Origin of the sequence: Pseudonocardia sp. HH130629-09, assembly GCF_001294645.1 — a bacterium.
In the GTDB taxonomy this organism is placed as follows: domain Bacteria; phylum Actinomycetota; class Actinomycetes; order Mycobacteriales; family Pseudonocardiaceae; genus Pseudonocardia.
This window is the reverse complement of the sequence record NZ_CP011868.1, coordinates 40,519-66,602: the sequence shown is the minus strand read 5'-3', so window position 1 is coordinate 66,602 and position 26,084 is coordinate 40,519. Positions and strand designations below refer to the sequence as shown.

Sequence of the window (26,084 nt, the reverse complement as noted above, 5' to 3'; positions counted from 1 at the left end):
CCCGCGCCCGGGCATCCTGGGCGGGTGCCCGCCCGAGCGCTGCTCCCCCGCCCGTCCGCGACGGGCCTGCTCCCCCTCCTGCCGGCCCTGGTGCTGGCCCTGGTGGCCTGCGGTGCCGCCGCCCCGGCGGCCGGGCTGCCCGCCCCGGGCCCGGTTCCGGTGGTCCGGCCGCAGGTCCTGGCCGAGATCCCGCACGACCCGCAGGCGTTCACCCAGGGCCTGGAGCTGCGTGACGGCACGCTCTACGAGGGGACCGGCCGGGTGGGGCGCTCGCAGCTGCGCGCGCTGGACCCGGCGACGGGTGCGGTGCGGGCGGCCAGCCCGCTGCCGCCGGCCTACTTCGGGGAGGGCGTCACCGTCGTCGGGGACCGGATCTGGCAGCTGACCTGGCAGGACGGGGTGGCGGTCGAGTGGGACCGTGCGACGCTGCGGCCGCTGCGCGAGGTGCCCGTCGACGGCGAGGGCTGGGGGCTGTGCCTGCTCGGCGACCGCGTGGTGCGCTCGGACGGCGGCGACCACCTGTTCTTCCACGATCCGGCCGACCTGGCGCCGACCGGCTCGGTGGCGGTCACCCTGGACGGCGTCCCGGTGACCCGGCTCAACGAGCTGGAGTGCGTCGGGGACCGGGTGTGGGCCAACGTCTGGCAGACCGACGACATCGTGCGGATCGACCCGGCGACCGGGGTCGTCGACGCCGTCGTCGACGCGACCGGGCTGCTGCCGGCCGGGCAGCGGCCCGGTGCCGACGTGCTCAACGGCATCGCCCACGTCGATGGCGACGAGTACCTGCTCACCGGCAAGCTGTGGCCGACGACGTTCCGGGTGCGGCTCCCGGTGCCCCCGGCCTGACGCGCGCTGCGCCGGCCGGGTGACACCACCCGCCGGGATCGCCGGAACCGTCGGTGCCCGCCTGCACAATGACCGGGTGGCACCGAACCCGTTCCGCAGCCGCCGCCGGGCGGCCGCGTCGAGACGTGGCCAGGAACCGCGCACCACCCCGGTCAGGGCTCCGGCCACGACCCCGATCGCCTCGGACCCGGCGCTGCGCCGCGGGCGCCCCGCCGGCGCCGCCACCGACGAGCTGCCCCGGCCCGGCCCGGCCTCCGTCCCCCGCAGGCCGACGGTCACCCGGGTCGCCGTGCACCGCACCCGCGAGCTGGGCGGTCGCGCGGTCGCGCTGTTCCGGCGCGCCGCGACCGCCGACGGCGCCGACCGGTCCGGGCTGACCGCGCTCACCTACGCCACGATGCTGACCTACGCGCTCGACGCTGCGGTCGCCGTCGCGCTGGCGAACACGCTGTTCTTCGCGGCGGCGACGGCGGAGTCCACCGCGAACGTCGCGCTCTACCTGGCGATCACCGTCGCACCGTTCGCGCTGGTGGCGCCGGTGATCGGTCCCGCGCTGGACCGGTTGCAGCGGGGCAGGCGGATCGCGATGGCGGTGTCCTGCGCCGGGCGCGCGGTGCTCGCCGTGGTGCTGGTGTTCCACCTCGACGACTGGCTGTTCTACCCGGCCGCGCTGGGGATCATGGTGCTGTCCAAGTCGTTCCTGGTGCTCAAGGCGGCCGTGACCCCGCGGGTGCTGCCCTCGACGATCACCCTGGCGACGACGAACTCCCGGCTCACCACGTTCGGGATGGCCGCGGGCGGGGTCGCCGGGGCCGTCGCCGGCGGGGCTGCGCTGGTCGCGGGCGGGGCCGGGCCGCTGTGGTGGACGGCGCTGCTCGGCGTCGCCGGCGCGGTGCTCTGCCTGCGGATCCCCCGGTGGGTCGAGTCGACCGCGGGCGAGGTGACCGCCGCGGTGCCCGCCGCCCGCCCGGGCTCGCGCCGCTCCCGCGTCCCCGCCACCCGGGCGGTGCTCGTCGCGCTGTGGGGCACGAGCACGGTGCGGGTGCTGACCGGGTTCCTCACGCTGTTCGTCGCCTTCGTGGTGAAGGCCGGGGCCGAACGGTCGCCCGACAGCGACCCCGCCGGCCAGCTGGTGGTGATCGGGATGGTCGGTGCGGCCGCCGGCGTCGGGCTGTTCGTCGGCAACGCGGTGGGCGCGCGCAGCCGGTTCTCCCGGGTCGAGCCGGTGGTGCTGGCCGCGGCCGCGGCGGCGGTGCTGGCCGCGGCGGCGGTGGCGCTGCTGCCGGGGGTGCCGACGGCGGTGGTCGCCGCGCTGGTCGCGTCCACGGCGAGCGCGCTGGCGAAGGTCTGCCTCGACGCGGTCGTGCAGCGCGACCTGCCCGAGCACGCGCGGGCGTCGGCGTTCGGGCGGTCGGAGACCGTGCTGCAGCTGGCCTGGGTGCTGGGCGGCGCGATCGGGGTGCTCGCCCCGCACGACACGTTCCGCACCGGGTTCGTGATCGTGACCGGGGTGGTGGCGGTGTTCGCGCTGCAGGCCGCCCTGGTGCGCCGCGGCACCTCGCTGGTGCCGGGGCTGGGGCCGCGCCCGGCCGCCGTCGCCCGCTGAGGGCCGGCCCGCCCGCCGGGCCCCGGTCCGTACGCTGGTCGGCGTGATCACCCGCCCCCGACCGCGCCCCCGCCGGTCCGCCGGTGTGCTGGCCGGGACCCTGGCCGCGGCCGCCCTCGTCCTCGCCGGGTGCGGTGGCGCGGCCCCGACGGTCACGTTCGACGTCGGCGGCACCGCGCTGGTCGCGGCGCCCACCCAGTTCTGCGACACCAGCCTGCAGAACTGCCAGGACGCCCCGAACGCCCGGGTGACCGCGCCGGTCCCGCCCGGGACGGAGGTCCGCATCACGGTGCCCGAGGAGGTGTCCTCCGCGCCCTGGCAGGTCGCCTACGCGTTCACCCGCGGCACCGACCCGACCCCGGTCCAGCAGCGCAGCGCGATCGCCGCGCCGGGCACCCGGACCGACTTCACGCTGTCCCTGCCCGAGCCGGGCGACCGGCTCGTCACCGCGCAGGTGCAGGTGTTCGGGGCGCCGCCGTCGATCGACCCGGAGAGCACCGACATCCAGTTCCCGGTCCGCGCGACCTGGGTCCTGGTCGGCGAGCAGGGCTGAGCGGGCACGGACCCCGGTCCCAGCGGCACCGCCCCGGGTCCCAGCGGCACCGATCCGGATCTCAGCGGCCCGCGCCGAGCAGCCGGGCCAACGCGGCGTCGGAGTCGGCCTGCGCGTCGCGGTCGTGGGTCGAGGAGAACACCAGCAGCTCGTCGGCGCCGGTGCGGGTCACGAGGTCGTCGAGGCGCTCGGCGACCGTGTCCTCGTCGCCGACGACGGAGCGGGCCAGCGCCCGGTCCAGGGTCTCCCGCTGGCGCCGGGTCGTCACCCGCCGCGGGTCCGGCGGTTCCAGCGGCGGGAACTCGCCGGTGGTGCGGGCCGCGGCGTGCGCCCACGCCTCGGACAGCGCCAGCTGCGGGTCCCCGACGAGCACGTCGACGGACACCACGAGGTGCGCGGCGTCCCCGGCCCGCTCGCGGTAGTCCGCCAGCGTCGCCGGGTCGTCGAGCACCGGGCCGCCGACGACGACGGGCAGCCCCAGGTCACCGGCCAGGGCCAGGCCCGCCCCGGTCGCGAGCAGGAACAGCGGGACGGCGTGCTCCAGCCGCGGCCGGGCGGTGACCGGGCCGCTGCCGTCGAGGTAGGCGCGCAGCTCGTCGAGGGCGGCGCGGAACGCGGCGTCGTCCGCGGCCCCGGCACGCAGGGCACGGCGCACCGGCTCGGTGAACCCGGGCGAGCGCCCGATCCCGAGGTCGATCCGCCCGGGGTGCAGCGCCTCCAGCAACGCGACCTGCTCCGCGACGACGAGCGGCTGGTGGTTGGGCAGCATGATCCCGCCCGAGCCGACCCGGATCCGCGACGTCGCCGCGCCCACCGCCGCCATCAGGACCGGCGGGCTGCCCGACGCGATCCCGGGCACGGCGTGGTGCTCGGCCACCCAGAACCGGTGGTAGCCGAGCTGCTCGGCGCGCACCGCGCGCGCCACCGTCCCGCGGACCGCGGCGGCGTCGGGCTCCCCGGCCCGCGTCCGCGAGCGGTCCAACATCGACAGGCGCACACCCGCCCCAACACCGCCCGCCCCCGCGACCATTCCGCCCCGCCCCGCCCCGCCGCGGCCCGGCGGGGCGTGTGGGTCAGCCGTCCAGGTCGCGGGCCACGGCCCGCACGGCCTCGGCGGCCAGCTTGCAGGTCTTGCGGTCGGGGTAGCGCCCGTGCCGCAGCGCCGGCTGGATCTTGTTCTCCAGCAGGCCCATCATGTCCTCGATGAGGCCGTGCAGCTCCTCGGCCGGGCGGCGCGTGTTCTCCACCGCGGACGCCTGCTTCTCGACGATGCGCACGGACAGCGCCTGCGGACCACGGCGGCCCTCGGCCATCCCGAACTCGACCCGCTGGCCGGACTTGAGCGCCTCCACGCCGGACGGCAGCGCCGCCTTGCGCACGTAGACGTCCTCACCGCCGTCCTGGGAGAGGAACCCGAAGCCCTTCTCCGCGTCGTACCACTTCACCCTGCCGGTGGGCACCGTCGTCCTCGATTCCTGCTTGCTGTGTTGCTGCGTGCGCGACAAACGCGCCCGGGCTCCCCGGACGCGCCGTCACCGATGGTACGCCTGGGAACCCGTCCGGGGTCAGGCGTTTCGGACGTTCGCCGCACCCTCCAGGTCCAGCAGCCCCACCGACTTCTCGCGCATCTCGACCTTGCGGACCTTGCCGGTGACCGTCATCGGAAACTCGTCGACGACGAGCACGTAGCGCGGGATCTTGTAGTGCGCCAGCTTCCCGGTGGCGAACTCGCGCAGCGTGTCGGCGGTCATGGTCGCCGCACCGTCGCGCAGCACCACCCAGGCACAGAGCTCCTCGCCGTAGCGCTCGTCGGGGACCCCGATGACCTGGGCGTCGACGACGTCGCGGTGGGTGTAGAGGAACTCCTCGATCTCGCGCGGGTACACGTTCTCCCCGCCGCGGATGACCATGTCCTTGATCCGGCCGGTGATGTTGAGGTAGCCCTCGTCGTCCATCACGGCGAGGTCGCCGGTGTGCATCCAGCGGGCGCGGTCGATGACCTCGGCGGTCTTCTCCGGCTGCTCCCAGTAGCCCAGCATCACCGAGTAGCCGCGGGTGCACAGCTCGCCGGGCTCGCCGCGCGGCAGCGTCCGACCCGTCTCCGGGTCGACGACCTTGACCTCCAGGTGCGGGTGCACCCGCCCGACCGTGGACACCCGCCGCTCGAGGGAGTCGTCGGCGCGGGTCTGGGTCGACACCGGGCTGGTCTCGGTCATGCCGTAGGCGATGGTCACCTCGGTCATGCCCATCCGGTCGACGACCTGCTTCATCACCTCGACCGGGCACGGCGAGCCGGCCATGATCCCGGTGCGCAGGGTGGACAGGTCGTAGGAGCCGAAGTCCGGGTCGTTGAGCTCGGCGATGAACATCGTCGGCACCCCGTAGAGCGAGGTGCAGCGCTCCTGCTGCACGGCGTGCAGGGTCGCCTTCGGGTCGAAGCCCTGCGCCGGGACGACCATCGTCGCGCCGCTGGTGGAGCAGGCGAGGTTGCCCATGACCATGCCGAAGCAGTGGTAGAAGGGCACCGGGATGCAGACCCGGTCGGCCTCGGTGTAGCCGCAGGTCCGGCCGACGTAGTAGCCGTTGTTGAGGATGTTGTGGTGCGACAGCGTCGCGCCCTTCGGGAACCCGGTCGTCCCGGACGTGTACTGGATGTTGATCGGGTCGTCGGCCGTCAGCGACGCCTGGACCTGCGCCAGCTCGTCGCGGCGGGAGGCGTCCCCCGCGGCCAGCGCGTCCCACTCGGGCGATCCGGTGATCACGACCTGCTCCAGGTCGGGGCAGTCCGGCCGGACCTCGGCGATCATCTTCTCGTAGTCGGAGGTCTTGAACGACGACGCCGACACCAGCGTCGAGATCCCTGCCTGCTTGAGCACGAACTCCAGCTCGTGGGTCCGGTAGGACGGGTTGATGTTGACCAGGACGACGCCGATCTTGGCCGTCGCGAACTGGGTCAGCGTCCACTCCGCGGTGTTCGGCGACCAGATCCCGAGCCGGTCCCCCACGGTGAGCCCGGTCGCGAGCAGCCCGGTGGCCAGGTCGTCGACGGCGGCCTGCAGCTCGCGGTAGGTCCAGCGGCGCCCGGTCTGCACCTCGACGAGCGCGTCGTTGCCCGGGACCCGGGCGACCGTGCGGTCGAGGTTGTCGCCGATGGTGTCGCCTAGCAGCGGGGTGTCCGAGATCCCGGACGCATAGGACGGGACAGCGGGGGTTCCGGCGGGGATCACGACGTCGTACTCCTCGGGTGGCTCAGTGCTGGTCGTCACATCCTCACTCCGGACGACGCGGTTGCCAACACCCGTCGGCATCACGCGACATCACGACGAGGACAGGCGGCGCCTCCCGGACTCGGCGACCTTCGCCGCCCCGCGCCGTGCCCCGTGGGCCGCGCGGCGCAGCGGCCGCGGGGAGGGCTCGGGCCAGGGCCCGACCGGCACCAGCACCCGTTCGGCCGGGGCGAACCCGGCGGGGTAGCCGGGCACCCGCCAGGTCCCGGCCGGCGCGTCCGGCGGCAGCCACTCCGGCCGCCACATGCCCAGGGCGAGGTCCAGGTCGGCCAGCCGGGGGGCGAGCTCGTCGGTCAGCTCGGTGCGCAGGTGCTCGGCCCACAGCCGTACCCGCAGGTCACGCACCTGGTCGCCGGAGGTGACGAACGCCGTCGACAGCTCGGTGTCGGTGCCGCGCATCGAGCGGGAGAAGAAGTTGGCCGACCCGATGGAGGCGAAGACGTCGTCGACCAGCGCGAGCTTGGTGTGGACGGTGAGGTCCTCGATCCGGTGCATGATCACGTTGCCGCGGTCGCCCGGTGCGAGCTGGTCGATCACGCCGCGCTGGACGTCGCCGGTGACGCGGCGACGGAACTTGTTCACCCCGGCGTCGACCGGCTCCTTGCGTCCCGAGCAGACGAGCACGACCTTCACCCCGCGGGCGGCGGCGTCGCGCAGCAGCCCGTAGAGCCGGAACGCCCGTCGCCCGCCCGGGACCTCGAAGAAGTACTGGTCCTCCAGGTAGACGTAGCGCCGGGCGCCGCGGATCGCCGCGGCCAGCGTGTGGAAGACCTCCTGCACGCCGTGCCGCGGGAGCACCGTCCAGTGCCGCCGGTAGAGCATCCCGAAGTGGTCGATCTTCCACGGCCGCAGCGAGCGCAGGACCTGCACCGCGGTGCCCGGGGAGGGGTACGGCGGGGCGGGTGGCGACGGCGGCAGGTCGGCGACGAACGGCTCGGGGTTCATCGGCTCCCAGTCGGTGGGGCCGACCATGAACCGGCGCGGCGGGAGCGTGGCGGCCTCGGTCCACCGGCCGCGGTAGACCTCCCACACCCGGGCGGCACCGGGCCCGCGCAGCGCGGCGGCACCGTCGTGCCAGCCCCAGCGCTCCTCGCCGATGGACAGCCGGTCGTGCGGCTCGGCGTCGAACCGGTTGGCGGACAGGTCCAGCCCGCCGACGAACGCCGTCAGCTCGCCGCCGACGTGGGTGAGCACCACCTTCTGGTGGTGGCAGCCGATCCCGGAGCCCGACCAGTCGAGCAGCACCCGTCCAGCCAGCTGCGGGCGGCGGCGCAGCTCCAGCGCGGCGAACGCGTTCGCCCGGAACGGCCCGATCGCCACCCCGGGCACCGACCCGGAGAACACCGCCGCGGTGAGCAGCACGCGCAGGTCGACCCCGGCGTCGACGAGGCGCGCGAAGCGGTCGGCGAGCGCCTCGTAGCCCTCCTCGTCGGGGGCCAGGCCACGCAGGTCCATGCCGGGTTCGAGGTTCAGGCCGGTGACCAGCACCGTGTCGCCGGGTCCCGCCCGGTCGAACAGGTCCCGCAGCCGGGCGAAGTAGTCGACGCCGTCGATGATCGGCTCCCACTCGGTGTCCTCGACGAACGTGGGGCACTCGGCGGTGGCGGGGGCGAGGTAGCGACGGGTGAGGGACGCGAGGTCGGCGGGGGGTGTGCCGGGCATGCGCCGGACGCTATCCGGGTGACCGGGGGTCGCGCCTATCCTGCGGGCATGGCACGCCCTGGCACGGTCGACCGGGTCTCCGCAGCAGTCTCGGTGGCGGGGGCGGTGGTGGTCGGCGGCTGGTTCGTCGTGGCCGGCCTGCAGACCGGTCGGGCGATCCCGTTCGTGGCGGCCGCGGTGGCCGTCGCGGTGTTCGGGTTCCTGGCCCGGCGGTCGTGGCGGCTCGCGCGCCGGGCCGAGCTCGCGCCCGCGGTGCCGGCGACGGAGGTCGTGGTGCCCGGCGCGGGCGGTGCGACCTCGACGCTGCCGGACGCGGTGCGGGTGGTGCCCGCATTGTCGGCGGAGGGCCGGGAGCGGCTGGACCGGGTGCTGGACGTGCTGGTCGCGGCGGGGGTGCTGCCGGACGGGGTGGTGGACCCGGACCGGATCGCGGCATCGGTCGCCGACCACGGCGAGCCGGTGACCAGCGGGACCGTGCTCGGCGCGCTCGACGAGGCGGGACCGGACGGCTGGGACGCGCTGCTGGACCGCCACCCGGCGGAGGACGGCGTGCCCGCCCTGCCCGGTACGGGCGGGCCGCGGCTCGCCTGGCTGTGGACCGACCAGACGGTGTGGGTCGCGGCCCCGTCGTACGACCCGGCCGAGCTGAACGACCTGCTCGACCAGCCCGCGTACGAGCTGTGGGAGTGGGTCGACGAGGCCCGGAGCTAGAGCCCGCCGGTCTGCAGCAGCCGGTTCGGGGTGCCGCCGGTGTCGCCGCCGTCGATCTTCCCCGGCACCGCGTTGTCGACGATCCACTTCTTGACGGTGGTGGCCGGGGCGTCCCCGCGGGCCTGCTTGTAGAGTGCCGCGACCCCGGCCGCGAACGGCGCGGCCATCGAGGTCCCGCTGTAGGAGGCGGTGCCGCCACCGGGGACCGGCGCGACGATCCGGGTGCCCGGCGCGTAGAGCGCGACACAGCGGCCGGTCGAGGAGTTCGAGGCGCGCTTGTCGTCGATCGTCGAGTTCGCGACGACCAGCACGTCGTCGATCGCGCGGGGCAGCGCGGTGCAGTCGTCGCCGCCGGTGTTGCCCGCCGAGGACGCCGCGAACACCCCGGAGTCGATCATGCGCTGGACGGCCTGCTGGAGCATCGGCGAGCCGCCGTAGCTCCACGACGTCACCGCGACCGCGGGGCCGCGCTTGTTCTTCGACACCCAGTCCAGACCGGCGATCAGCGACGACAGCGTCCCGGTGCCGTTGCAGTCGAGTACCTTCACCGCGCGCACGTTCGCGCCCGGTGCCACGCCGTAGTCCGTCGACGCGGCGATCCCCGCGACGACCGTGCCGTGCCCGTCGCAGTCGGTGTCGGTCCGGTCGATGGTGTTGAGCTCGAGCTTCGCCCGGCCGCCGAACTGCGGGTGGCTCGCGTCGACACCGGTGTCGAGGACGAAGACGTCCACCCCGGCGCCGGTCGCGGTGTGCCGGTACTGCCCGTCCAACGGCAGGTTCGGCTGGTCGATGCGGTCGAGCCCCCAGTTGCCCGGCGCCTGCTCGGCAGTGGCGAGCGGGACGACCGGCGCGTCCTGGTGGACGGCCTGCGGGTCGAGCGGGGAGATCGTGCGGTCCTCCTCCACCCCGACGACGCCGGGCCGGTCGCGCAGCTCGGTCGCCTGGGCGGGGGTGAGGTCCGCGGCGAAGCCGTGCACCACGCTGTCGAAGGTGGCCGTGGGTTCGACGCCGACGGACTCGGCGGCGGCCCGGGTCTGTCCGTCGGTCGCCGTCTGCACCAGGTATCCGGCAGGCGCCGACGCCGCCGTCTCGGTGGCGGACGCCGTCGGCGCGAGAGGAACACCGAGCGCGACCGCCAGGACACTGGCAGTGATCAGTCGGGCGGCGCTGGGACGCAGGGGACTCACAGACAGCGACGCTATGCGTCTGTGACGCCTGATGCGAGAGACACGATGGTGGTCCGGGTGACACATGGGACCACCCGGGTGACGGAGCGTTTCGACACCGGGGGTGGCGGGGACGCCTGCCGACCGGGGTCCGGCAGGGCACCGAGCTGCGCGATCAGCGGATCGGTCGCTGCTCTCAGGCGTGCCGGCCGTGCACGGAGACCTCGGTCGCCTTCACCGCGAACCACACCTCGTGACCGGGTTCGACACCCAGTTCGGCGACGGCGGCCGGGGTGACGTCGGCGGCCAGCCCGGCCACCCAGTCCGGCCCCCCGGCGACGGGTGCGGCCCGCAGCCGCACGGTGTCCCCGCGCGGCTCCAGCGCAGCGATCCGGACCGGGAAGACGTTGCGCGGACTGCCTCCGGGCCTGCTGCCGTGCACCGACACCGCCGACGGCGGGAACACGGCGACCGCGGGCTCGCCTGCGGTGACCTCGACCGCGCGGCCCTGGATCTCGGTCCCGTCGGCGGTGCGCACCCCCGAGCCCTCGGCGGTGCCCGGTACCAGGTCCAGACCCGCGATCCGGGCGGAGAACGCGCTCCGTGGACGGGCCAGGACGTCCCGGGCGGGACCGGACTCGACGATCCGGCCCCGGTCCAGCACGACGACGCGGTCGGCGAGCACGAGCGCGTCGAGCGCGTCGTGGGTGACCAGCAGGGCGGTCTGCTTGCCGTCGGCGATGACCCGGCGCAGCAGGGTGCGCATGGCGGGGGTGGCGTCGACGTCGAGAGCGGCGAGCGGCTCGTCGAGCAGCAGCAGCCCCGGGCGGGGGGCCAGCGCGCGGGCCAGCGCGACCCGCTGCTGCTGCCCGCCGGAGAGCTGCGCGGGGCGGCGGGCGGCGAGCCCGCCGACACCGACGGCGTCGAGCAGGTCACGGGCCCGGGACTCGGCCGCGGCGCGGGGCGTGCCCTGGGCCCGCGGCCCGAACGCGACGTTCGCCAGCGCCGACAGGTGTGGGAACAGCAGCGGCTCCTGGGCCAGCAGCCCGACGCCGCGCCGGTGCGGCGGCACGAAGGTCCCATCGGCGGTGTCGAGCAGCGTCCGGCCGTCGACGCGCAGGTGCCCGGCGTCCGGACGCAGCAGCCCGGACAGGACGCCGAGCATCGTGGACTTGCCCGCCCCGTTCGGGCCGAGCACCGCGAGCACCTCGCCCGCGGCGACCGACAGCTCCAGGTCCAGGGCGAACCCGTCCCGGTCCAGCCTCGCCCGCAGCTCCACACCGAGCTCCACCGTGTCGCCGCCGCTGCTCATCCGCGGCCGTCCAGACCCCGCGGTCGCCCGACGACGATCACCACCAGCGACACGACCACCAGCAGCAGCGACAGCGCGACGGCCCCCGCGACGTCGGTCTCGCCCTGCAGGTAGACCAGCAGCGGCAGGGTCCGGGTGGTGCCCTCCAGGCTGCCGGCGAACGCGATCGTCGCACCGAACTCACCCATGCAGCGGGCGAAGGCCAGGACCAGCCCGGACGCCAGGCCGGGCAGCACCAGCGGCACGGTGACCCGGCGGAACGCCAGCCCCGGCGACGCGCCGAGGGTGGCCGCCGTCGCCTCGTAGCGCTCCCCCGCGGTCCGCAGCGCGCCCTCCAGCGACACGATCAGGAACGGCATCGCGACGAAGGTCTGGGCCAGGACCACGGCCGCCGTCGAGAACGGGATGAAGATCCCGAACGCGGTGTCCAGCCCCTGTCCGACCAGGCCGTTGGCGCCGAGCAGGAACAGCAGCGAGAGTCCGCCGACGACCGGCGGCAACACCAGCGGGAGCAGCACGACCGAGCGGATCCCGCGCATCAGGCGGGGCAGCCGGTTAATCCGGCCGCGGGCCAGGACCACCGCGAGCGGCCCGCCCAACAGCAGGCACAGCGTCGTGGAGATCGCCGCGGTCAGCAGCGACAGGCGCAGCGCCGACAGCGCGGCCTCGCTGGTGAGCAGGCGGGGGGTCTCGGCCCAGTCGGCCTCCCAGAGCAGGCCGAGCACGGGCAACGCGATCACGGCGAAGCCGATGCCGGCCGGGACCCACATCCAGACCGGCAGGCCGACGCCGGTGCCGTGGCGGTCGGCCACGCCCTCACGTCGCCGGGTCGGGGCCGGCGCGGGGGCGGTGCCGGCCCCCGGGATCACAGGTGTCCGCCCGGCGTCTCCACCACCACGTTCGTCGACTTGATCACCGCCACGGCGAGCGCACCGGGCTCGAGACCGAGCTCGCGCACGGCCTCGCTGCTCATCAGCGACACCACGCGGTGCGGCCCGCACTGCATCTCCACCTGGGCCATCACCGTGTCGGCCAGCACCGAGGTGACCAGACCGACCATCCGGTTGCGGGCCGAGCGCTGCACCACCGAGGGGTCCGGCGGGGCGGTAGCGTGGTCGCGGGCGAACGCGGCGAGCGCGGCACCGTCGATGACCTTGCGGTTCGACGCGTCGGCCTGCACCGGCAGCGTCCCCGCGTCCACCCAGCGGCGGACGGTGTCGTCGCTGACGCCGAGCAGTCGGGCGGCCTCGGAGATCCTGAAGTGCGGCACGGTCGCGATACTAGGGTCGCGCCTGCGGCGAGGCCACGGCGGACCGTCGACCCACGACCTGCCACCCGACGACGGCGTGTGGTCTGATCCTCGGCGTGGACTTCGCACCCAGCGCCGTGGCCGCCGACTACACCGGGCGCATGCGCGCCTTCCTCGACGAGCGCATCCTGCCGTCCGAGGCCGCCTACGACGCATTCCGTGCGCAGCGGCGCGGCACGCCGCAGGAGTGGGACCTGCCACCGGTGGTGGAGGAGCTGAAGACCGAGGCCCGCGAGCGGGGCCTGTGGAACCTGTTCCTGCCCGACGTCTCGGGCCTGTCCAACGTGGACTACGCCGCGGTCGCCGAGGTGTCCGGCTGGTCTCCGGTGATCGCCCCCGAGGTCATCAACTGCCAGGCCCCCGACACCGGGAACATGGAGACCCTGCACCTGTTCGGCACCCCCGCGCAGAAGCAGGAGTGGCTGGAACCGCTGCTGGCGGGCGAGATCCGCTCGGCGTTCGCGATGACCGAGCCGGACGTCGCCTCCTCCGACGCCACCAACATCCAGACCCGGATCCGGCGCGACGGCGACGACTACGTCATCGACGGCCGCAAGTGGTGGATCTCCGGGGCCGCCGACGAGCGCTGCCGGATCTTCATCGTCATGGGCAAGACCGCCGCGGACGACGACGACACCGTGTCGAACCACCGCCGCCAGTCGATGATCCTGGTCCCGCGCGACACCCCGGGCCTCACCATCGAGCGGCACCTGCCGACCTTCGGCTACCAGGACCAGCACGGGCACTCCGAGCTGCGGTTCGACGGCGTGCGGGTGCCCACGTCGAACCTGCTCGGCGAGGAGGGCGGCGGCTTCGCGATCGCCCAGGCCCGCCTGGGCCCCGGCCGGATCCACCACTGCATGCGGCTGATCGGCATGGCCGAGCGTGCCCTGCACCTGATGACCGAGCGCGCACGGTCGCGGGTGGCCTTCGGCGGGCCGCTGGCCGACCAGGGCGTGGTGCGCGAGCAGATCGCGCTGTCCCGGATGGAGATCGAGCAGGCCCGGCTGCTCACCCTGAAGACGGCCTGGCTGATCGACGCGCACGGCGCCAAGGGCGCGGCGACCGAGATCGCCTCGATCAAGGTCGTGGTGCCCCGGATGGCCTGCACGGTGATCGACCGGGCGATGCAGGTGCACGGCGGCGCGGCGATGAGCGACGACACCCCGCTGGCCTACTTCTACGCGTGGGCGCGTGCCCTGCGCTTCGCCGACGGACCGGACGAGGTGCACGTCCGCTCCGTCGCCCGGCAGGAGCTGAAGGCCCACCGGACGTAACTGTGTGACTAGTTCTTCGACTAGGTACACGGTGACTAGTTCCGCACCTGCGACAACGTGGCCGCATCCACGTCCGCGGGTGCGGAATACCGGTCTGAGCTGCGGAAACCCGCCCTGGGCGAGCGTCGCCGTCGGCGGCTAGCCTCGGCCCATGACCACCCAGCTCGGCCTGCCGTCGCTGCGGGGCGGCACGTCCCGGGACCCGTCCCGCCCGGCCGACCCCCGTCTCGTCGACGGGTTCGGACGGGTCGCGACCGACCTGCGGATCTCGCTCACCGACCGCTGCAACCTGCGCTGCACCTACTGCATGCCCGCCGAGGGCCTGGACTGGATGCCGCGCTCCGAGCAGCTGACCGACGCGGAGCTGAACCGGCTGATCGCGCTCGCCGTGCGGGATCTCGGTGTCGAGGAGCTGCGGTTCACCGGCGGCGAGCCGCTGCTGCGCAAGGGACTGGAGGACATCTTCGCCGCCGCGTCGGCGCTGGAGCCCCGCCCGGACATCTCGCTGACGACCAACGGCATCGGGCTCGCCCGTCGCGCCGAGGCCCTCGCGGCGGCCGGGGTGAACCGGCTCAACGTCTCGATGGACACCCTGCGCCCGGAGCGGTTCGCGCAGATCACCCGGCGCGACCGGCTGTCGGACGTCATCGACGGGATGGCCGCCGCGCAGGCCGCGGGCCTGGCCCCGGTCAAGATCAACGCGGTGCTGCTGCGCGGCGTCAACGACGACGAGGCCGCGGACCTTCTGGAGTTCGCGCTGGCCCACGGCTACCAGCTGCGGTTCATCGAGCAGATGCCGCTGGACGCCCAGCACGGCTGGCGTCGCACCGAGATGATCACCGCCGACGAGATCCTGGCGCGGCTCGAGGAGCGCTTCGTGCTCACCCCGTCCGACGAGGACCGCGGCGGGGCGCCCGCCGAGAAGTTCGTGGTCGAGAGCAGGCTGGACGGAACGAGCATCGGCACCGCCGGGGGCCCGGCCACCGTCGGTGTGATCGCCTCGGTGACCCGCCCGTTCTGCGGGGCCTGCGACCGGACCCGGCTCACCGCCGACGGCCAGGTCCGCACCTGCCTGTTCGCCACCGGCGAGACCGACCTGCGCGCCATGCTCCGCGGCGGCGCGACCGACGCCGAGATCGCCGACGTCTGGCGCGACGCGATGTGGGGCAAGAAGGCCGGCCACGGCATCGACGACCCCGGATTCCTGCAGCCTGCGCGCCCGATGAGCGCGATCGGAGGATGACCATGACCCTGACCCTGGAGACCAGGACCCTCACCGTCCGGTACTTCGCCGCGGCCAAGGCCGCCGCGGGGACCGGCGAGGAGACCGTGGAACTGCCCGCCTGCGCGACGGTGGCCGACGCCGTCGCCGCGCTCGGCACCGCGCACGGCCCGGAGCTGGAGCGGGTCCTGCTGCGCTGCAGCTTCCTGCTCGACGAGGTGGCGGTGCGCGACCGCTCCACCGTGGTGGGCGGGGCGGCCACCCTCGACGTGCTCCCGCCGTTCGCCGGCGGCTGAGCCCCGCCGCGGCCCGCGGGTCTCGGTTCCCCGGTGGCGTCCCCCGGCTCGCTCAGTCCTCGGGGACGGCAGTGACGCGGCCGGTCGGCACCCCGCCGGCACAGCTCAGGGTGACCCGGACGTCCGGTACGTCGTCGCCGTCGAAGACGACCTCGGCCGGGCCGATGTCCTTGTCGTCATCGCGCTCCCAGCCCTGCGCGGGGTTGACCGAGACGATCCGCGGGTTCGCGCCCTCACAGCGGGCCAGGACGTTCCCCGCGGCCCCGGCCTGCACCACCGCGGGTGGGGCGGCCACCGGCACCGATGTCGGTGCCGGTGCGGGGGCCGGTGCGGCAGGGGCGGTGGGGGTGGCTGCGGCGGAGTGCTGGGCCAGCCGGGCGTCCACCTGCTCGGCGCTCAGCGGCTGTGTCTGGGTGCCGGCGAGGTCGCTGCCGATGCTCCCGACCGCCGTCAGGCCCAGGAGCAGGGCGCCGGCGGCCGCGGCGGTCCAGAGCGCGATCTGCAGCACGGGGCGCGTCGGTCGTTCCACGCGCACAGCATGCCTCGGACCCCGGTTAACGGATCCCTAAACGGGACACAAGCGACGGCTGGGACCCACCGCGGGCGCGGTCACGGCGGCTAGGTTCTCCCCCCGTGGCCCAGATCCTGATCGTCGAGGACGACCCCGGCATCCGCGGTGCCCTCATCCGCGGGCTGACCGAGCGGGGGCACGCCGTCGACTCCGCGCCGACCGCGATGGCGGGGCTGGAGCACGCCGTCGGGAAGCGGCCCGACCTCGTGGTGCTCGACCTCGGTCTGCCCGACATGGACGGCACAACCATGCTGCGCATGCTGCGCGGCGCCAGCACGGTGCCGGTGATCGTCGCGACCGCCCGAGACGACGAGACCGAGATCGTCTCCGTGCTCGACGCAGGCGCCGATGACTACCTGGTCAAGCCGTTCGCCGCCGCCCAGCTCGATGCCCGGATCCGGGCGGTGCTGCGCCGGCTCGGCGACGGGGCCGGCGACCCGACGGTCGTCGTCGGCGGGCTGTCGGTGGACCCGCGGTCGCGGCGCGCGGTGCTCGACGGCACCGAGCTGGAGCTGACCCCGCGCGAGTTCGACCTGCTGCACCACCTCGCCGCCCGCGCCGACCAGGTCGTCGGCAAGCGTGAGCTGATGACCGAGGTGTGGCAGCAGCCCTACGGCGGCGCCGACAAGACCGTCGACGTGCACCTGTCGTGGCTGCGCCGCAAGCTCGGTGAGACCGCGCAGGACCCGCGCTACCTGCACTCGGTGCGCGGCGTCGGGATCCGGCTGTCCGCGCCGTCGGGAACCGGACCGGGCACCGCCTGATGCGGCGGCGCATCCTCGTCCTCGTCGGGGCGACCGTGCTGCTGGTGCTGGTCGCCTTCGCGATCCCGCTCGCGACGCTGATCCGCTCGGTCGCGGAGAGCTCGGCGGTGTCCGCCGCGACCGTCCAGGCCCAGGTGCTGACCCCGGCCGTCGCGGGCGGTGACCGGTCGGTGCTGGCCCCCGCCGTCCAGAACGCCGACGGCCGCGACGCCTCCGAGGTCTCGGTGTTCCTGCCCGACGGCACCGTCCTCGGCGCGCCCGCACCACGCAGCCCGGTGGTCCGGCTGGGGCTGCTCGGGACGAGCGCGTCGACCGAGGCGCCCGGCGGGCGCGAGCTGGTGTTCGCGGTGACCGGCGCCGCCGGCGGCAACGCCGCGATCCGGGTGTTCGTCCCCGACACCGAGCTCACCCGCGGTGTGGCCCGCTCCTGGCTGCTGCTGGGCGGGCTCTCGCTGGTGCTGCTCGCCGGCGGGCTGCTGGTCGCGGACCGGCTGGCCCGCACCCTCGTCGACGCCGCCACCGACCTGTCCGGAGTGTCGGAGCGGCTCGCGGCCGGGGACCTGTCCGCGCGCGCCGACCCCGGTGCCCCGGCCGAGCTCGGCGTCGTCGCGGGGGCGTTGAACGGGCTGGCCGGGCGGATCTCGGAGCTGCTGCGCGAGGAGCGGGAGAACGTCGCGGACCTCGCGCACCGGGTCCGCACCCCACTCAGCGCGCTGCGTCTGGACGCCGAGGCCCTGCGCGACCCGGACGACGTCGCCCGCATCTCGGCCGGGGTCGACGGCGTCGCGCGGGCGGTCACCGGCGCGATCGAGCAGGCCCGGCGACGCGGCGGCGGCACGACCCGCAGCACGGACGCGGCGGCCGTCGTCCGGGAGCGGGTGGAGTTCTGGCGGGTGCTGGCCGAGGACACCGACCGCTCGGTGACCCTGCACCTCGCCGACGGCCCGCTGCCCGTGGCCTGCGCGCCGGGTGACCTGGAGGCGTGCGTGGACGCGCTGCTGGGCAACGTGTTCGCGCACACCCAGGACGGGACGGCCTTCGGCGTGGAGCTGACGGCCCGCTCGGGCGGGGGCGCCCGGATCGTCGTGCACGACGACGGCCCCGGTCTGCCACCGGGCACCGACCCGACCTCCCGCGGGGTCAGCGGCGGCGGCTCGACGGGCCTGGGCCTCGACATCGCCCGACGCACCGCCGAGCAGGCCGGCGGATCCCTGACCGTCACCTCACCCCCCACCCACGGCCTCCGAGTAGACCTGACCCTCGCCCCACCCCCCTGACGACGAAGCCACCCGCCCCCACAGGGGGTCTCCCGTGTGGGACATCGGAACCCGTGTGGGAGCGCTCAGTCGGGGGCGAGCCCGGCGCGCCAGGTCGGGTCGTCGGCCAGGTGTGTGGCGCCGATGGCTTCCTGGGCGAGGCGTGCCCCTGACGCGAACAGGTCGCGGACGGGGCCGCGCAGCGCGGGATCGAGCCACTCGACGTCGGCGTGGTCGACGCTCGACGCGGCCGCCGGACGGCCGTGCTCCAGCAAGGCCCGGTACAGCCCGGTCGCGGGCCGCACCGGCGGCAGCCCCTCGGCGACGGCCAGCTCACCCGCGCGGCGCGGGATCCGCAGCCCCGCCGCGTCGAGGTCGCCGAAGTACCGGATCGCGGAGTACCGGACCTCCGACGGCGGGGCCTCCCGCAGCGTGAGCACCGACGCGGTGAACGCGTTCCCGGCGCCCCAGGCGACTCCGCCGACCGCCCCCGGCTCGGGTCGCAGCGCCCGGAGCAGCGAGTCCATGGTGTCGGCGTTCTCGACGACGAGCAGCACCGGCCCGCCCCCGGGCAGCGGCTCGCGGTGCAGCGGCGGGACGACCCGGCGCGCCCGCAGGGTCGCCAGGGAGAGCTCGCCGGGCAGGCGGCCGTCGAACGCCTTCTCGTCGCCGGTGATCTCCAGTGCGCGCTCCCGCAACGGGACCTCGACCGCCCGCGCCGCGTGCCGGAACAGCCACTCGTTGACCTGCAGCAGCGTCGGCGACGGCCGGGACAGGCCCGCCGCCCAGGACAGCTCGGCGTGCCACGGGGTGCGGTCCTGCGGCGCCGGGGCCGGGGCGGCACGCAGCAGCCGGACCGAGTTCGGCAGCGGCGGGCTGCCGTCGTCGGCGCGGTCGGTCGGCTCGATCACCCCGGCGGCGGTCAGCTCCGCCAGGACCGCGGCCAGGTTCCGCCGGGCGTCGACGCTGCCGACCATCGTGGGGTCGGCCCGCAGGAAGGCCGCGCGTACCGCCGAGCGCGGGATCCGGGTCCGCCCGGAGGCCCGCAGCAGCTCCGCGAGCCGTTCCGCGACCGGCCCGGGCGCACCGGCACGACAGCGCTGCCCGCGCCCTGCGTCGCCGGGCACGGTCATCCTGCCGATCCCGCGCCGTCGCCTGCGCCGGCGGGCACCGCGGCCTCGGGGCGCCGGTAGACCCGCGCCGCGGTGATCCGGCCGCCGGGGGCGTCGGCGTCGGGCACCGACCGGGTGACCCGCTCGTCGACCGACAGGTACTTGCGTCCGGCGCGCAGGTCGGCGTCGTTGCGCAGCCGCACGAGCAGCGGGAACGACGACAGCGCGCCCGCGTCGAACAGCCCTGTCGTGTAGATCAGCTGCACGCCGAGGGCCTGCGCGACGCCGAACTGCAGCTCCAGCAGGTAGCCCGCCGACGCGCGTCCGATCGGGTTGTCGAGGAACAGCACGCCCGCGTGCGCCCGCCTGCCCTGCCCGCGCTGGTGTGCCCGCAGCGCCGCCATCGTGCAGTACAGGACGATCGCCGCGGTCAGCTGCTGCCCGCCGGAGAACACGTCCTTGATCGCGGAGACGCGCAGCCGCTCGGTGCGCAGCACGGCGTCGGGTTTGAGCATCTCGACCCGGACGCCCTTCGGCATCGCCGCCCTGACCCCGCGCAGCAGCATGGACATGCCGTCGCGCCGGTCCTTGGCCTTGCCGCCCGCCATCCCGGTCGCGGTGCGGTCGACGACGGCGCCGAGCTCGTGGCGCAACGCCGCGTCGGGCAGCTCCTCGAACCGGATCCGCAGGAACTGCTGGCCCGACCAGTCGCCGAGGCCCTCGGGCAGCTGGGACAGCCGCTGGGCGAGGCGCACGGTGCGCAGCGCCTCGCCGACCATCCCGGACAGCCGGGTGACGATCCCGGAGCGGTGCCGCTCGATGTTGCCGAGGTCGTCGTCGAGGGAACGCAGCCGCGGGCGCAGCGCCGCGATCCACTCCACGGCGAGGCCCGGCATCTCCGACCGGTCGACGCCGGCGATGTGGCGGTGCACCGGGGAGGTGAGGGTCGCGAACCGCGGGTCCTGTGCGAAGCGGGCGACGGCGTCGACCCCTTCGCGGACCTTCTTCTCGGCGCGCGTCCGCTCCCCCGCCGCGTCCCGGACGGCGTTCTGGTGGCGCTTGAGCGCGGCCTGGGCGGCTTCGACGTCGCCGTCGAACGGCACCCCGGACGGCTCGGGCGTCTCGTCCAACGAGGACACGACCAGCCCGAACCCGCGGGCGAGGTCGGTGGCGGTGCGGTGGGCGTCCTCGGCGGCGGTCCGGGCCCGGCGACGGCGTTCCAGCTCCGTGCCCGCCACGTCCAGGTCCGCCGCGGCGCGGGCGACCAGCTCACGGCCGTGCTCGGCGTCGCGGGGAGCGTCGTAGGGCGCGCAGCCCGCGGAGCGCCCCTCGGCACCGTGGTCGATCGGCCGCTCGCCGCCGGTGAACCGCTCCAGCTCGCGACGGGCGACGGCCAGCTCCGTCGCGGCGTCGGCGCGGCGGCTTTCGGCCTCGTCGTAGGCGGCCCTGGCCTGCTCCGCGGCGACGCGACGGCTGGCGGCGTCGGCGCCGTCGGGGGTGTGCAGGAACGCGGTCGCGGCCTCGACGACGGTGCGCGGCAGCCCGTCGACGGCGATCCGGCGCTCCCGCGCGTCGGCCTCGGCCCGCTCCAGCGCACCGTGCAGGTCGGTGTCGACGGCGGCCAAGGCGTAGGCGTCGCGGGCCCGCTGGAACTCCTCGCGCAGCTCGGCCAGCGAACCCTCGGGGGTCCCGTCCGGCTCCGCGTCCGGGTCGCCGATCTCCTCGGGGGAGACCGGGAGGGCCGCGGCCTCGTCGCGCAGGGTGGTGCCGATGCCGCGCTGCCGATCGCGGGTCTGCTGGGCGTCGGAGGCCTCGCGAGCGGCGCGGTCGGCGGTGGTCCCGGCGGCGTCGGCCTCCTCACGGGCCCGCGCGGCGTCGGCCTCCCCGGTGCGGATCCGCTCCTCGTGCGTCGCCCGGCGGGCGAGCTCGGTGCGCAGCGCGGCCAGCGCGTCCGCCCGGCGACGCGTGTCCCCGGCGGTCCGTTCCAGGCCGGGCCGGTCGGCGGCGAGCCGGTCGGCGCGCTCGTCGAGATCCTCGACCGCGGCGCGGGTCGCCTCGTGCTCGGCGACGGCCGCGGCCCGTGCGGCCTCGGCGATCTCGGCGGCCTCGGTGAGGTCGGCGAGGGTGGGGCGACGGCCGCGCAGCGCGGCGAACCGGTCCCGCAGCCTGCGATCGTCGTCGAGGACGGTCTCCAGCTCGGCGAGCCGGGCGGCGCGCTCGGTGGTCTCGGCGACGAGGCGGACCCGGACCTGCTCGGCGGCCTCCTCGTCGTGCAGGGCCGGGTTGGGCGGCACGACGAAGTCGATCCCGGGCGCCGGGTCGGCGTCGGCGCGCAGCGCGGCGGTGGTGCCGACCGCGACCAGGCAGGCCGGCAGCAGCCGCGCCGCGTCCAGCCGGGTGCGGGCCCGCTCGGCGTCGCGCGCGTCGTTGAGCAGTACTCCGCCGGCCAGGTGCGGCAGCCGCGCCAGCACGGTCTCCCGGTCGGGGGCGGGCAGCTTCGCCAGGTAGCGACGCCCGGACCAGGCCGTGATCCCGGCGGACTCCAGCACCACGAGGACGTCCTCGATCTCGGGCGGGTCGGGCAGCAGGCCGCCGTCGCCGAGCGCGGCGAGCGCGCGTTCGTCGCGGCGCTGGTCGCCGTGCAGGGTCGTCCGTTCCCGCTCGGCGCCGCGGATCGCGGTGGTCAGGGTGTCGACGACGAGGCCCGCGTCGGTGTCCGGGCGGATCTCGTCGAGCCCGAGCAGCTCCGCGGGCCGGGTCTCCCCGGCGAGCGCGACGGCGTCGGCCTGCGCCGCGGATCGTGCGGCCTCGGCGGTCGCGGCGTCGGCGCGGGCGGCGGCCGCCGCGTCCTGCGCCGCGGTGCGGCGGGTCTCGGCGGCCCGGCGCTCCTCGCGGATCGCCGCGGCGGCGGTGTCGGCGTCGGCGAGCGCGGCGGCGCACCGCTCGGCGTCGATCCGGGCAGCCGTCGCCTCGTCCTCGACGTCGGCGGCGGTCGAGCCCGCCTTCAGGTGCCCCGCGTCGACGGCGGCCGCGACCCGGGTGTCGAGCTCGTCGAGGGCCTCGCGGGCGGCGCCGGCCGCGCTCTCGGCACGGGCGGCGTCGGCGGTGCGGGTGACCTGCTCGCGACGGGCGGCTGCCGCGCGCTCCTCGGCGTCGGCGCGGCGGGTCTCCGCGGCGTCGGCGGCGGCGTCGGCCTCCGCGGCGACGCGGGCCAGCGCGGCGGCGAGGGCACGGGCCGCGTCCTGCCGGGCCGCGAGTGCGGGCCGGGACTTCTGCTCCTCCTCCTCGACGCGGGCACGCAGCCGCGCGGCCTCGGCGGCGGCGACGCGGTGCGCCAGCACCGGTTCGACGGCGTCACGGGCCATCGACACGGCCGACGCGTCGTCGCGCTCGCGGGTCGCCTCGGCCGCGATCCGCTCCGCGGCCTCGACGGTGAGCACCGCGGTGAGTCTGCGCAGCTCGCCGACGGTGTCCTGCAGCCGCTCCGCCGCACGGGCCGCGGACTGCTCGGCCTCGACGGCGCCGGCGGCCTCCTCGGCGGCGGTCACCGAGCGGGCCTCCTCGGCGACCCGGCGGGCCGCGATCCGCGACGCGGTCGCCGCCAGCTCGGCGCGCGCGGCGGTCTCGGTGTCGCGGGCCGCGGTCGCGGTGGCCTCGGCGTCGACCATCGGCTCCAGCCGGGACAGCGTGCCGTCGACGAACTCCCGCTCGGTCTCCAGCTCCTCGCGCTGGGCGAGCCGGTCGGCGTACCCGGCGACGAGCTCGGCGACGTTCTGCGGCTCCGCCGGGTCGAGCACCGCACGCAGGAGGAAGTCGACGAACCCCTCGTCGGAGGAGAACGAGAACGCCTCGGCGGCCTCGCCCTCACCGGCGTTCATGGCGCGCTGGTAGCGGAACAGCTCCGGGTCCAGCCCGACGTCGACGAGGTGGCGCGTCCAGTCCCGGTGCCCGGTCTCCCAGGCGAGCTCGGCGTCGGGGTGCTCGCGGTGCGCGGTCTGCAGACGCTCCCGGAACGCGGCCAGGGTGACTCGGCGGCCGTCGTGGGTGAACGGCAGGTCGTCGAGCCCCATCCCGGGAACCGGCCGGAAGGAGTACCACGCGTCGGCCAGCTTCTCCGGATCGGTGGAGGCGACGTGCCCGCGCCACTCCGACACCTTCCCGGTGACCAGGAGCCGCCCGGTGCCGACGTGCATCCACTCGCAGACGACGTGCGCCACGTCCTCGGCGAGCACGAAGTTCTCCAGCACCGTGGTGCTGGTGGTGCCGACGACCTGACGCCGCCCCGGCAGCAGCACCGAGAAGATCAGCTTGAGCAGGACGGACTTGCCGCCACCGTTCTCCAGGAACAGCACCGACGCCGGCGACGGCCGCCGCGGCGTCGTGCGGTCCAGCGCGTCCGGGGCAAACAGGTCCTCCTGCACGGCGACCTTCACCGGGGCGCCGACGCCCCGCAGGTCGAGCGCGACGTCCTGGTAGCGCGCGGCGGTCGGCCCGACGGAGAACAGGCGGACGCGGGTCAGCTCATACATCGCGCTCCTCCGTGGGTTCGTCGGTCGCCGGAGGGTCCGCCCGATCCGTCGGGCCGGGCTCGTCCGTCGCGCCGGGCTGCGCTGTCGGGCCGGCATCCGTGTCCCCGACCGGTGCGCCATCCGCCACCACGCCGTCTCCCCCGGCACCCTTCTGGCCGAGTTCGCTTACCCGGTAGGCGATCTCCTGCGGGGCACCCGTTCCGTCGAGGCCGTCGGGGCCACCGTCGCCGTCGAAGGGACCGGCCGGGCCGCCACCCCCGGCAGCGGGCGACGGTTCGGCGGACTCCGCCGGCCCGGATGGCCCGGCCGCGCCCTCCGCACCGGCGCCCGGCGGGTCGAACACCCCGTCGTGCTCGGTCACCAGGGTCCCCGCAGCGGTCGCGGCGGGCAGGACGTTCAGGGCCAGCAGCTCGTCGAAGGCCCGCTGGGCGGCGAGCTCCCGCACCTGCACCTGGTAGCGCGGCGTCGTCCGGTAGGCGCCCTCCGCCCCGACCGGCACGAGGAAGCCCTGGTCGGCGAGGAACCGCAGGGCCTTGCCGACGATCCCACGGGTGGTGGACTCCCCTACCCGGCCGTCCTTGGTCGCGGTGGCCTCCGGACGGCGCTGCCAGACCCGCCAGACCTCCTCGAGCTGCGGGGCGTCGGACTCGGGGTCGGCGGGGCCCGCGGCACGCTCGTTCAGTACCCGGCAGGCCTCTCGGACGGCACCGTCGACGAGCTCCACCGAGACCCGGCCGACGTAGGAGTCGTCGCCGAGGTCGTCGGGGCGGGGGAAGGCCAACGCGGCGACGGCGAGGTGCGCGATGCCGTGCAGGACCTTGTCCGCGCCGCGGTTGGCCAGGGCGGTGCGGCGGGCGTACTCGTCCATCCGGATCTCGAAGACCGAGCCCTCGGTCGCGGCAAGGACGATGCCCGGGCCGGTGTCCACGGCGAGCACGACCAGGCCGAGGCCGGAGGCGACGCGCTGCACGGTCGTGCGGAACTCGTCGTCCTCCCGGTAGCGGCGGACCAGGTCGGCGTAGTCGGGGTCGCGTCCGGGCAGCGCCTTGGGTCGCATGCCGTAGCCGACCAGGCGGGCCGCGGTCTCGGTGTCACTCATGTCTGCGCCGTCCGTCGGTTCGTCTCTCCACCCTGGACACCGGCCCGCGCCAGCAGCAGGTCGGCGCCGCCGAACTCGGGGTCGTCGAGGACCGTCCCGTCGTCGACGGCGACCAGCACCGACGGGTCGCCCTGGGTCCGGGCCGTGGCCACCGCCGTTCCGACGGCGTGCACCGCCCGCAGCGCGACCAGGTGCGGCAGGTCCGCCCCGGCGGCGCGGGCCGCCGCGAGCGCCGCGGACAGCCGCACCGGGTGCTCGATCTCGTCGGGCAGCACGGCGTCGGCGGCAGCCCAGGTCTCCACCCCGAACCGCTCGCGCGGCTGCGGGGCGAGCTCCGGTTCGGGCACCTCGGCGCCGAACGGGTCCCGGTCGCTCGGCGGCGTCAGCAACGTCTCGACCAGCCCGCCCAGGCTCGGCACCGACGGGTTGCGCACACCGGCCCCGGCCGCGAAGTAGCCGGTCACCGGGTCGTGCGCCGCCTCGACGGTCAGCGCCAGCGACGGCCGCAGGAGCTGCCCGAACACGTCGACGGCGGCCCGCTTCGGCTTCCCGGAGAACTGCTGGCGATCCTGCTCGGCGCGGAACGCGGCCCCCGCCTCCTGCAACCGCGCCTGTAGCTGGGTGTGCCGCTGGATGCAGTCGTCGACGACGGTCACCAGCTCCGCGGCCTGCCGGCGGCGCCCCGGCTCGGTGGCCTCGTCGCGGGCGTCGGCGATGTTCGCCTTGATCATCGTCTCGGCACGGTAGCGGGCCTCGATGTGGGTCAGTGCCTCGTCGAGCAGCTGCGGGACCGCGTCCAGCCAGTCCACCGACCGGACGTCGCGGCGGGTGGCCTCCAGCTTGCGCCGCAACGACTCCGCGTACTGCACGGTCCGGTAGCGGGCCTGTTCGGCCGCCAGCCGGGCGTCGCCGAGACGGCCGCGGACGATCAGCGTCTCCAGCTTCGTCTCGGCCGCCTCCTGGGCCGACTCGACGTCGGTGTCCAGTGCCCCGACCAGCACGTTGATCGCCTCGTCGGAGGCGCGCAGGTAGATCCCGCCGTCCGGGGCGGCGACCTCGACGAGCAGCTTGAAGTCGAACCGGCGACGGACGTAGCGCCCCTTGTCGTCGGTCGTGCCGTACTCCACGGCGAACCCGCGGTCGATCGACCCCACGTTGATCAGGTTGTCGATCACCCACTGTGCGACGCGGACGTACTCCGACCGCGGTGCCCCCGGTACCTGCGCGCCGACGAACGGCAGCAGCCGCCGGACGACCTCGGCGTGGTCCGCACCGTGGTCGAAGTCCATGGCCAGGGTGACCTGGTCGATCGCCTGCAGCCCGATCTCCGCCATCTGGTAGCCGGTCGCGTCCCAGTCGAGCCGCCCCTTGCGGGCGTCGAGGTCGTGCAGCGGCGCCGTGCAGGCCAGGGCCTTCAGCCGGCGCGCCACTCCCTCGTCCGGGCTGATGGTCGACACCCCGACGACTGTAGTTCGACCGCTCCGGGCCCTAACGCCGCCTTAG

The 26,084-nt window shown here is 75.5% G+C and carries 21 protein-coding genes and 2 pseudogenes; 9 read left to right on the top strand and 14 right to left on the bottom strand.

Going from position 1 to position 26,084, the window contains the following annotated elements; all coding sequences use genetic code 11:
• Positions 1-24 precede the first annotated feature (24 nt).
• The 3 genes from XF36_RS00275 to XF36_RS00265 all read left to right on the top strand — a co-directional run bounded on the left by XF36_RS00275 (position 25) and on the right by XF36_RS00265 (position 3,008).
• Positions 25-849, top strand: a complete 825-nt coding sequence (locus tag XF36_RS00275; protein WP_238589055.1) for a glutaminyl-peptide cyclotransferase — start codon at positions 25-27, stop codon at positions 847-849.
• A gap of 76 nt (positions 850-925) precedes the next feature.
• Positions 926-2,455 (top strand): MFS transporter, encoded by a 1,530-nt coding sequence (locus tag XF36_RS00270; RefSeq protein WP_238589054.1) that lies wholly within the window; start codon positions 926-928, stop codon positions 2,453-2,455.
• A gap of 43 nt (positions 2,456-2,498) precedes the next feature.
• Positions 2,499-3,008 (top strand): DUF2771 family protein, encoded by a 510-nt coding sequence (locus XF36_RS00265; protein WP_060710416.1) that lies wholly within the window; start codon positions 2,499-2,501, stop codon positions 3,006-3,008.
• Between the two features lie 61 nt (positions 3,009-3,069).
• Here the strand turns inward: XF36_RS00265 and XF36_RS00260 are convergent, their stop codons facing one another.
• The 4 genes from XF36_RS00260 to XF36_RS00245 form a co-directional block, all read right to left on the bottom strand.
• Positions 3,070-3,993 (bottom strand): MsnO8 family LLM class oxidoreductase, encoded by a 924-nt coding sequence (locus XF36_RS00260; protein WP_238589053.1) that lies wholly within the window; start codon positions 3,991-3,993, stop codon positions 3,070-3,072.
• Between the two features lie 88 nt (positions 3,994-4,081).
• Entirely contained in the window at positions 4,082-4,468 is a 387-nt protein-coding gene (locus XF36_RS00255) for a cold-shock protein (RefSeq protein WP_043281879.1), read from the bottom strand.
• A gap of 105 nt (positions 4,469-4,573) precedes the next feature.
• Positions 4,574-6,235, bottom strand: a complete 1,662-nt coding sequence (locus XF36_RS00250) for an AMP-binding protein (protein WP_238589263.1) — start codon at positions 6,233-6,235, stop codon at positions 4,574-4,576.
• A 90-nt stretch (positions 6,236-6,325) separates the two neighbouring features.
• Entirely contained in the window at positions 6,326-7,957 is a 1,632-nt protein-coding gene (locus XF36_RS00245; RefSeq protein ID WP_060710414.1) for a phospholipase D-like domain-containing protein, read from the bottom strand.
• A 48-nt stretch (positions 7,958-8,005) separates the two neighbouring features.
• Here XF36_RS00245 and XF36_RS00240 point away from each other — a divergent pair, with 48 nt between their 5' ends.
• Positions 8,006-8,668: a hypothetical protein gene (locus XF36_RS00240; RefSeq protein ID WP_145981212.1), complete on the top strand. Its 663-nt coding sequence runs from the start codon at positions 8,006-8,008 to the stop codon at positions 8,666-8,668.
• On the opposite strand, the gene XF36_RS00235 is transcribed toward XF36_RS00240, so the two are convergent.
• The 5 genes and pseudogenes from XF36_RS00235 to XF36_RS00220 form a co-directional block, all read right to left on the bottom strand.
• Complete coding sequence (locus XF36_RS00235) at positions 8,665-9,855, bottom strand: S8 family peptidase (protein ID WP_060710412.1); 1,191 nt, start codon at positions 9,853-9,855, stop codon at positions 8,665-8,667. The two genes, XF36_RS00240 and XF36_RS00235, sit on opposite strands and share 4 nt — an antisense overlap.
• A 175-nt stretch (positions 9,856-10,030) precedes the next feature.
• A complete protein-coding gene (locus XF36_RS35390; RefSeq protein ID WP_414706225.1) occupies positions 10,031-10,600 on the bottom strand; it encodes a TOBE domain-containing protein in 570 nt (189 codons plus the stop codon).
• Positions 10,601-10,687: 87 nt separating this feature from the next.
• A pseudogene (locus tag XF36_RS35385) lies at positions 10,688-11,062 on the bottom strand (ATP-binding cassette domain-containing protein); the annotation flags it as partial.
• An 80-nt stretch (positions 11,063-11,142) separates the two neighbouring features.
• On the bottom strand, positions 11,143-11,916 hold the full coding sequence (locus tag XF36_RS00225; protein WP_060714302.1) for an ABC transporter permease: 774 nt from the start codon (positions 11,914-11,916) through the stop codon (positions 11,143-11,145).
• Between the two features lie 95 nt (positions 11,917-12,011).
• Positions 12,012-12,416 carry a TOBE domain-containing protein gene (locus XF36_RS00220; protein ID WP_020627631.1) on the bottom strand — a complete coding sequence of 135 codons (405 nt, stop codon included), beginning with the start codon at positions 12,414-12,416 and terminating at the stop codon, positions 12,012-12,014.
• 95 nt (positions 12,417-12,511) lie between these two features.
• Between XF36_RS00220 and XF36_RS00215 the strand changes: the two genes are divergently transcribed.
• From XF36_RS00215 to XF36_RS00205, 3 genes are all read left to right on the top strand, one after another.
• A complete protein-coding gene (locus XF36_RS00215) occupies positions 12,512-13,732 on the top strand; it encodes an acyl-CoA dehydrogenase family protein (RefSeq protein ID WP_060710410.1) in 1,221 nt (406 codons plus the stop codon).
• Positions 13,733-13,883: 151 nt separating this feature from the next.
• Positions 13,884-14,975, top strand: a complete 1,092-nt coding sequence (gene moaA / locus XF36_RS00210) for a GTP 3',8-cyclase MoaA (RefSeq protein WP_060710409.1) — start codon at positions 13,884-13,886, stop codon at positions 14,973-14,975.
• Positions 14,976-14,977: 2 nt separating this feature from the next.
• Positions 14,978-15,250: a MoaD/ThiS family protein gene (locus XF36_RS00205; protein WP_060710408.1), complete on the top strand. Its 273-nt coding sequence runs from the start codon at positions 14,978-14,980 to the stop codon at positions 15,248-15,250.
• 52 nt (positions 15,251-15,302) lie between these two features.
• Here the strand turns inward: XF36_RS00205 and XF36_RS00200 are convergent, their stop codons facing one another.
• A complete protein-coding gene (locus XF36_RS00200) occupies positions 15,303-15,779 on the bottom strand; it encodes a hypothetical protein (RefSeq protein ID WP_145981211.1) in 477 nt (158 codons plus the stop codon).
• Positions 15,780-15,883: 104 nt separating this feature from the next.
• Here XF36_RS00200 and XF36_RS00195 point away from each other — a divergent pair, with 104 nt between their 5' ends.
• Both XF36_RS00195 and XF36_RS00190 read left to right on the top strand, forming a co-directional pair.
• Positions 15,884-16,585 carry a response regulator transcription factor gene (locus XF36_RS00195; RefSeq protein WP_060710406.1) on the top strand — a complete coding sequence of 234 codons (702 nt, stop codon included), beginning with the start codon at positions 15,884-15,886 and terminating at the stop codon, positions 16,583-16,585.
• Positions 16,585-17,862 (top strand): sensor histidine kinase, encoded by a 1,278-nt coding sequence (locus XF36_RS00190; protein ID WP_060710405.1) that lies wholly within the window; start codon positions 16,585-16,587, stop codon positions 17,860-17,862. The genes XF36_RS00195 and XF36_RS00190 overlap by 1 nt, the downstream gene beginning before the upstream one ends.
• Before the next feature lie 65 nt (positions 17,863-17,927).
• Here the strand turns inward: XF36_RS00190 and XF36_RS00185 are convergent, their stop codons facing one another.
• The 4 genes and pseudogenes from XF36_RS00185 to XF36_RS00170 form a co-directional block, all read right to left on the bottom strand.
• A complete protein-coding gene (locus XF36_RS00185) occupies positions 17,928-18,974 on the bottom strand; it encodes a hypothetical protein (protein ID WP_145981210.1) in 1,047 nt (348 codons plus the stop codon).
• Entirely contained in the window at positions 18,971-23,482 is a 4,512-nt protein-coding gene (locus XF36_RS32080) for a hypothetical protein (protein WP_060710403.1), read from the bottom strand. Before XF36_RS32080 ends, XF36_RS00185 begins: the two co-directional genes overlap by 4 nt.
• 361 nt (positions 23,483-23,843) lie before the next feature.
• Positions 23,844-24,581 (bottom strand): annotated as a pseudogene (locus XF36_RS00175) (hypothetical protein); the annotation flags it as partial.
• Positions 24,578-26,038: a hypothetical protein gene (locus XF36_RS00170; RefSeq protein ID WP_060710402.1), complete on the bottom strand. Its 1,461-nt coding sequence runs from the start codon at positions 26,036-26,038 to the stop codon at positions 24,578-24,580. The pseudogene XF36_RS00175 and the gene XF36_RS00170, both read right to left, overlap by 4 nt.
• Positions 26,039-26,084 lie beyond the last annotated feature (46 nt).

What these genes read in the sequence shown, in the direction of transcription:
- XF36_RS00260 (WP_238589053.1), bottom strand. Translation starts at nt 3,993, where the DNA reads ATGTTGGACCGCTCGCGGACGCGGGCCGGGGAGCCCGACGCCGCCGCG.
- XF36_RS00245 (WP_060710414.1), bottom strand. Translation starts at nt 7,957, where the DNA reads ATGCCCGGCACACCCCCCGCCGACCTCGCGTCCCTCACCCGTCGCTAC.
- XF36_RS00240 (WP_145981212.1), top strand. Translation starts at nt 8,006, where the DNA reads ATGGCACGCCCTGGCACGGTCGACCGGGTCTCCGCAGCAGTCTCGGTG.
- XF36_RS35390 (WP_414706225.1), bottom strand. Translation starts at nt 10,600, where the DNA reads ATGCGCACCCTGCTGCGCCGGGTCATCGCCGACGGCAAGCAGACCGCC.
- XF36_RS00225 (WP_060714302.1), bottom strand. Translation starts at nt 11,916, where the DNA reads ATGTGGGTCCCGGCCGGCATCGGCTTCGCCGTGATCGCGTTGCCCGTG.
- moaA (WP_060710409.1), top strand. Translation starts at nt 13,884, where the DNA reads ATGACCACCCAGCTCGGCCTGCCGTCGCTGCGGGGCGGCACGTCCCGG.
- XF36_RS00205 (WP_060710408.1), top strand. Translation starts at nt 14,978, where the DNA reads ATGACCCTGACCCTGGAGACCAGGACCCTCACCGTCCGGTACTTCGCC.
- XF36_RS00190 (WP_060710405.1), top strand. Translation starts at nt 16,585, where the DNA reads ATGCGGCGGCGCATCCTCGTCCTCGTCGGGGCGACCGTGCTGCTGGTG.
- XF36_RS00185 (WP_145981210.1), bottom strand. Translation starts at nt 18,974, where the DNA reads ATGACCGTGCCCGGCGACGCAGGGCGCGGGCAGCGCTGTCGTGCCGGT.
- XF36_RS32080 (WP_060710403.1), bottom strand. Translation starts at nt 23,482, where the DNA reads ATGTATGAGCTGACCCGCGTCCGCCTGTTCTCCGTCGGGCCGACCGCC.